The organism is Affinirhizobium lemnae, assembly GCF_022968395.1.
GTDB classification, from domain to species: domain Bacteria; phylum Pseudomonadota; class Alphaproteobacteria; order Rhizobiales; family Rhizobiaceae; genus Neorhizobium; species Neorhizobium lemnae.
Genome location: NZ_JALJQZ010000074.1, coordinates 7,251 through 12,448 on the forward strand (window position 1 = coordinate 7,251; position 5,198 = coordinate 12,448).

The 5,198-nt window shown below is 56.3% G+C and carries 4 protein-coding genes and 4 pseudogenes; 3 read left to right on the forward strand and 5 right to left on the reverse strand.

Annotation, left to right across the window (positions count from 1 at the left end):
• A pseudogene (locus MUU53_RS22105) lies at positions 1–450 on the forward strand (hypothetical protein); the annotation flags it as partial.
• A 211-nt stretch (positions 451–661) separates the two neighbouring features.
• Here MUU53_RS22105 and MUU53_RS22110 read toward each other — a convergent pair.
• From MUU53_RS22110 to MUU53_RS22130, 5 genes and pseudogenes are all read right to left on the reverse strand, one after another.
• Positions 662–805 (reverse strand): annotated as a pseudogene (locus MUU53_RS22110) (IS6 family transposase); the annotation flags it as partial.
• A gap of 313 nt (positions 806–1,118) precedes the next feature.
• Positions 1,119–1,421: a PAAR domain-containing protein gene (locus MUU53_RS22115; protein WP_247262784.1), complete on the reverse strand. Its 303-nt coding sequence runs from the start codon at positions 1,419–1,421 to the stop codon at positions 1,119–1,121.
• Between the two features lie 302 nt (positions 1,422–1,723).
• Positions 1,724–2,125 (reverse strand): hypothetical protein, encoded by a 402-nt coding sequence (locus MUU53_RS22120; protein WP_247262785.1) that lies wholly within the window; start codon positions 2,123–2,125, stop codon positions 1,724–1,726.
• An 11-nt stretch (positions 2,126–2,136) separates the two neighbouring features.
• Entirely contained in the window at positions 2,137–2,721 is a 585-nt protein-coding gene (locus MUU53_RS22125) for a hypothetical protein (protein ID WP_247262786.1), read from the reverse strand.
• A gap of 20 nt (positions 2,722–2,741) precedes the next feature.
• Positions 2,742–3,335, reverse strand: a complete 594-nt coding sequence (locus MUU53_RS22130) for a recombinase family protein (RefSeq protein ID WP_247262787.1) — start codon at positions 3,333–3,335, stop codon at positions 2,742–2,744.
• A 77-nt stretch (positions 3,336–3,412) separates the two neighbouring features.
• On the opposite strand from MUU53_RS22130, the pseudogene MUU53_RS23315 reads away from it, so the two are divergent.
• Positions 3,413–3,985 (forward strand): annotated as a pseudogene (locus tag MUU53_RS23315) (DUF4158 domain-containing protein); the annotation flags it as partial.
• Between the two features lie 9 nt (positions 3,986–3,994).
• Positions 3,995–5,068 (forward strand): annotated as a pseudogene (locus MUU53_RS23320) (Tn3 family transposase); the annotation flags it as partial.
• Positions 5,069–5,198 lie beyond the last annotated feature (130 nt).

Genomic DNA, 5,198 nt, shown 5'->3' on the forward strand with positions numbered 1-5,198 from the left:
GGCCAGGGCGAAGTTGCTCAGCTGACGAGCCAGATCAAGGAGTTGATGCAGAAGCTCGAAGGTTTGGTGGCCAAGTTGGGCGGCGGCGAAGGCGCGGGTAAGCCAGGAGAAGGCGCCGACGGCAAGGGCGGAGCCGAAGGAGGCAAGGGTGAACTTGCTCAACTGACGAGCCAGATCAAAGAGCTGATGCAGAAGATCGAAGGTTTGACGTCCAAGATTGGCGGCGGCGAAGGTGCTGGCAAGCCAGGCGAAGGTGCTGGCAAGCCAGGCGAAGGTGCTGGCAAGCCAGGCGAAGGTGCTGGCAAGCCAGGAGAAAGCTCTGGCGGCGGACAGGACCAAGTCATGTCCCAGATCGCATCGGTACTGACGCAGCTTACAAGTATAGTTCAGAAACTAAATGATTTCATTCAGAAGATGGGCGGCTCGAACGGACCATCGTCTGGCAACTAAATCTGAGTCAACAAAAGTGTCTCACGAAAATAAGGAGAAGGGGGCCTAAGTCCCCTTCAGACTGCTGACAAACCCCTGGTCACAGCCAGGGGTTTATGACTCACTGGGACATGTTGAAGAAACCCAGCCCCGAACAGACGGCTCTCGGGATGGTAACACTCGACAGCATAGTGCCGAAGGATCATCTGCTTCGGAAGATTGAACCGCAGTTCATCTCTTCCAAGTCCCGATAGCTGAGTGGGTAGCGCAGGTACCAGGCAACCGCCTGTACAATCAGCCAGGCCTCGAAATGCCTGCCTTTGAAATCATCCTTCGACCGGAGCTTCAGCTTCTCGGCAATAGCATTCAAAATCATCGGCTCGCTCCGCAACTTTCGGAGCGCCAAATTCCATGCCTATGGTCAACATACGGTTAAGCTGACCTGCCCCTGAAAATTTGCGACAAGCCCGATTGCCAAATCAAGTTCAAAAAATTCAATCTTCGATTGAGGCAGTAAGCAGCCGCTGAAGATGGCCTGAACTGCGCTTTAAGGCGACAGTCTGTTCGTGGAACCCGCTCCGACCCTGCCTCGGGCATCTCAGACCCAGGACACCCGCTAGGGCGCATGACGATTGACGGCTGCGATGTCAGCGGTCTCGATGCCTGTTCTGCTCAGGTCGGATGCCGATCTATTCAAACGTGATCCACGGCACGCCCTGCACCAGCGAGCCGCCATGCGCGCAGGGATCACCCAGCCGCGCCACAGCCTTGCCCTCGATATTGGCAATGGCAGAGCCACCGGTGATGCGGTCCGATGTCGTGGGAACGCCGGTACACAGCAGGCGATCGCCCACCGTCGCAATCGGCACACCTTCAACGGTCACAAAACTCTGCAGCGTCGAGACCACCGGTCCGCCCACATGCGGCTTCGGCCCCGGATCGACCATCGGGCAGACGTGCATATGGCCTTTGAGGGTGACGGGGTTGGACATTTCGTATGCCTCGTACGTTTGCGCTGTAGCTGCTATTCTGAAGGAAGCTGCAGACACATGTTACTGGTTGATCAACAGAGCTTGTGCTAATCGCGGGGAAGTGCGCTGAGTGCAACTGGATGATAAAACTGTGAAATATTCCTGATAAATTCGGAACTCAGCAGGTTTAGGAAACGTAGCTGGCTAGCGGTGTTTGGTGCAACTAGGCGAACGGCACTGCCACCAAGTTCTTCAGCGAAGTCTACCAACTCCACACCCTGTGAGGGAAAAATTAGAGAGTTGTCAATTATCATAGGTTGAGCTTAGGAAACAACCAACCAACGGATAAGGTGCTGAGGAGGCACGCCATAGACTGGAAAACCTTCCAACTCAAGCTGATTACAACGACTGTCGGTTCGAATGGCGGAAAGCAGCCCAGACCGGAATTCTAGAATGGGTGAATCCTGTCGTCGGTACTCTATAACGACGTCACTTTCACGGGCTTCCACCTGCCGCAAAGTAGAGATGGCTTGCTGAGTGTCGTTCTCCGAAAAGAATTCTGCGAGTGCAGTCTCGGCACCTACAGCGTAGTGCGAACGATCATCTATTTTTTCAGGGGCACCGAAGGTGGAGTTAAATGATTGTACCTCATCTCTTGACATTCCTAATTTGAGCTGGCCTAGCATACCGGGAAGTCGAAGGCTCCAATGCTGTTTTTTGTCCATTTCATCCCCTCTCAGTGAATGATACCGTTTTGTTTCAGGCATCGTGCATATTGCAACATCTGTCGAATTGCGTCGTCATATTTGGAAGGATCGCCTGATTTCGCAGCTATCCGACGGATATCTGCAATATCCATCGCGATCGCGCCCATAAAGTTGTCGCCATCTACCAACCGCTTTTGACCTGCCATGTATGGTGTAGTACGCCCCCCGCCATAAGATGAGGTCTGGCGGTGATCCTTTGGGTCCATCTGGATTGCAGTGCTGACTTCCCTATGAATGTTAGAGTTGGCTGCTGCTGGAGTATGATGGCTATCGAGTTTATCTCCTTTTGTGTCTGTAGTGCCTGTCATGCACCCATGAGCACCGCCACGATATTTGCTTCCGGGTGCGCCGCAGGCAAGTGCGGCGCATGGATTTTGCGTGCATGTCACGCAGGCATCGGCGGCGGAACTTGCTCCAGCATTATCCGCCGCTTCGTCAGCCTGCGCCATCTGATTGGCAAGGTATTCGCCGCCCTTATACGCTCCGTAGCCAGCTGCGGTTACGCCAATAGCTGTCGCCACCCATCCAGCGGCTTCAGCAAGGGGTCGGAACAAGATTTGTTCCCTCAGACACGCTAAGGTCGAACGGACCGTGAACCTTCGTCGCGAACCCGCATAATGGTCTGCCGGCTGGTCGCGAACTTCCGTGCGATCGCCGAAACGCTCATCCCCGTTGCGAGATCGTCGCGCACATCCTGCTTCTGTTTGTCGCTGAGCGTCGAGGGGCGACCGAGGGCCTTTCCTTCCGACTTGGCGCGCCTGAGGCCGGACTGCGTCCGCTCGATCAGCAGATCCCGCTCGAACTGTGCGACTGCATTGAGCACGTTCATGGTCATCGTGCCGGCCGAACTGGTGAGATCGGCGCCACCGAGCGCGAGGCAATAGACCCGCACGCCTAGTTCGGCCAACGCCCTGACGGTGGTACTGACGTCGATCGCATCACGGCCGAGGCGGTCGAGCTTTGTCACGATCAGAATGTCCCCATGCTCCAGCTTGTCCATTAGCCGTGAGAAGCCACGGCGCTGTGCAATGGCAGTGCTGCCGGAAACGGTTTCGGTGACGATCCGTCGCGGTTCGACGTGAAAACCGGCGGCCTCGATTTCCTGAACCTGGTTTTCGGTGGTCTGCCCGATCGTGGAGACGCGGACATAGGCAAAGGTGCGTGGCATGAGGTCAATTTCGTCCGAATAGGTTGTCCGAAATATCTTATCTGTTCAAAATAATGTCAAGATAATTTGTGGACAGGATGTTTTACCCCTGTACGCAATCGCTCGTTTTTGGACAGGAACCCCCACCCTGTTCATGGGGCGCCGGATGTAAAAGGAGTAGGCAAGTGGGGCGAAGGAAGCTGATCAGCGCGGCAGAGGCGCAAAATCTTCTCGGTTTGGCAGCGGACGAGGATGGTTTGATCCGACACTATACGATTGATGCCGCTGATCGCCTTGAATGCGAGTTGCGGCGACGCCCTCATAACAAGCTGGGCTTTGCCGTCCAGCTTTGCGTCATCCGGCAAACCGGCCGATTCCTGGGTGAGGATGAGCAACCGCCTTTAGCCATCGTTGAGTATGTTGCCGATCAGCTCGGCGTCGATCCCCGCTCTTACTCCATCTATGCTCACCGTGCGCAAACCTGGTTCGAGCATAGCCGATATCTGACGAATTACCTTGGCCTGCACACAGCGGATCGCGACGATCGTCGTGCAGCTTTGTTGGCCGCGACTGAGGCGGCCGCTTCCGGGGACAAGGGGCTGCCGATCGCCACGGCGGTCGTCGCTGCCTTTCGTGAGCGGAAGGCGCTGCTACCTTCTCAACATTCCATCGAGAAGATCGGCATTACGATGCGCCAACTCGCCTGGGCGCACGATTGGCATATTCGTGAGGAAGGTTACACGGCCGCGCACGCCATTCTCGTCAACGCCCAGAGGCAATTGCCTCTGGCAAGCTTGTAGGGCGATGGAACAACGTCATCCTCAGATGGCCAATATTTTCCGGCGGGCGGACACGCCGAGGCGATCGGCGACCTCAACGCCCGATATGGTCCCAACCCCGGCGCCAAGTTCTACCGGTTCACCTCTGACCAGTACGGCGCTTTCTACATCATCGCCATGAATGCCAATGCGAGCGAAGCCATCTATGTCCTCGACGGGTTGCTCTATCATGGCAGCGATCTCGCCATCGAAACCCACTATGTCGATACCGGCGGGGTAAGCGATATGAGCTTCGCCCTTTGCCATCTCGTTGGTTTCCAGATTGTACCCCGGCTGCGCGGTCTCAAGGATCGCAAGCTCTATCTCTTCCCGGGCGACACGCCTCCCGAAAACCTTGCATCGCTCGTTAGCGAGCCCATCAACGTTGAGCGGATCAAGGCAAACTGGAACGACATCCTGCGGCTGGTCACGACGATCCGGTCTGGGCAGGTTCGGCCTTCGACCCTGTTGGTAAAGCTGTCCGCATTCCCACGCCAGAACGGACTGACATTGGCGCTACGCGATCTCGGTCGCGTCAATCGGTCCATCTTTCTGCCCCAGTGGTGGCAGAGCCCCGAAATGCGCAGGAACGCGACGGCTGGCCTCAACAAGAGCGAATCCCAGAACACCTTGGCCCGTGCGCTGTTCTTCAACCGTCTCGGAGAACTGCGAGACAGGACCTTCGAGAGTCAATTCTACCGGGCGTCCGGGCTGAACCTGCTGATCAATGCCATCGTCTACTGGAACACTCTCTATCTCGAACCGGCCTTCGCCGAACTCAACCGGGAGGGTATCGCAACGCCGCCCGACCTAGTCAAACACATCACCCCGCTCGGATGGCAGCACATCAGTCTCACTGGCGATTACATCTGGACCTCGACGGAAAGCCTCGACCTCAGGCCGCTACGGCGCGAAACATCCATCCTCGCAGCGTGATCACTATACGTTCTCAAAAGTCGGACAGATTCAACACTTTCGTGTCGTGACGCCTTTATGGCTGGCAGGACAGACTGCTGTCTTGCAAAAGGCCAACAGCTTCCGCGACAAGTTCGAGCGCCACATCGCC

What these genes read in the sequence shown, in the direction of transcription:
- MUU53_RS22130 (WP_247262787.1), bottom strand. Translation starts at nt 3,335, where the DNA reads ATGCCACGCACCTTTGCCTATGTCCGCGTCTCCACGATCGGGCAGACC.
- MUU53_RS22120 (WP_247262785.1), bottom strand. Translation starts at nt 2,125, where the DNA reads ATGGACAAAAAACAGCATTGGAGCCTTCGACTTCCCGGTATGCTAGGC.
- MUU53_RS22115 (WP_247262784.1), bottom strand. Translation starts at nt 1,421, where the DNA reads ATGTCCAACCCCGTCACCCTCAAAGGCCATATGCACGTCTGCCCGATG.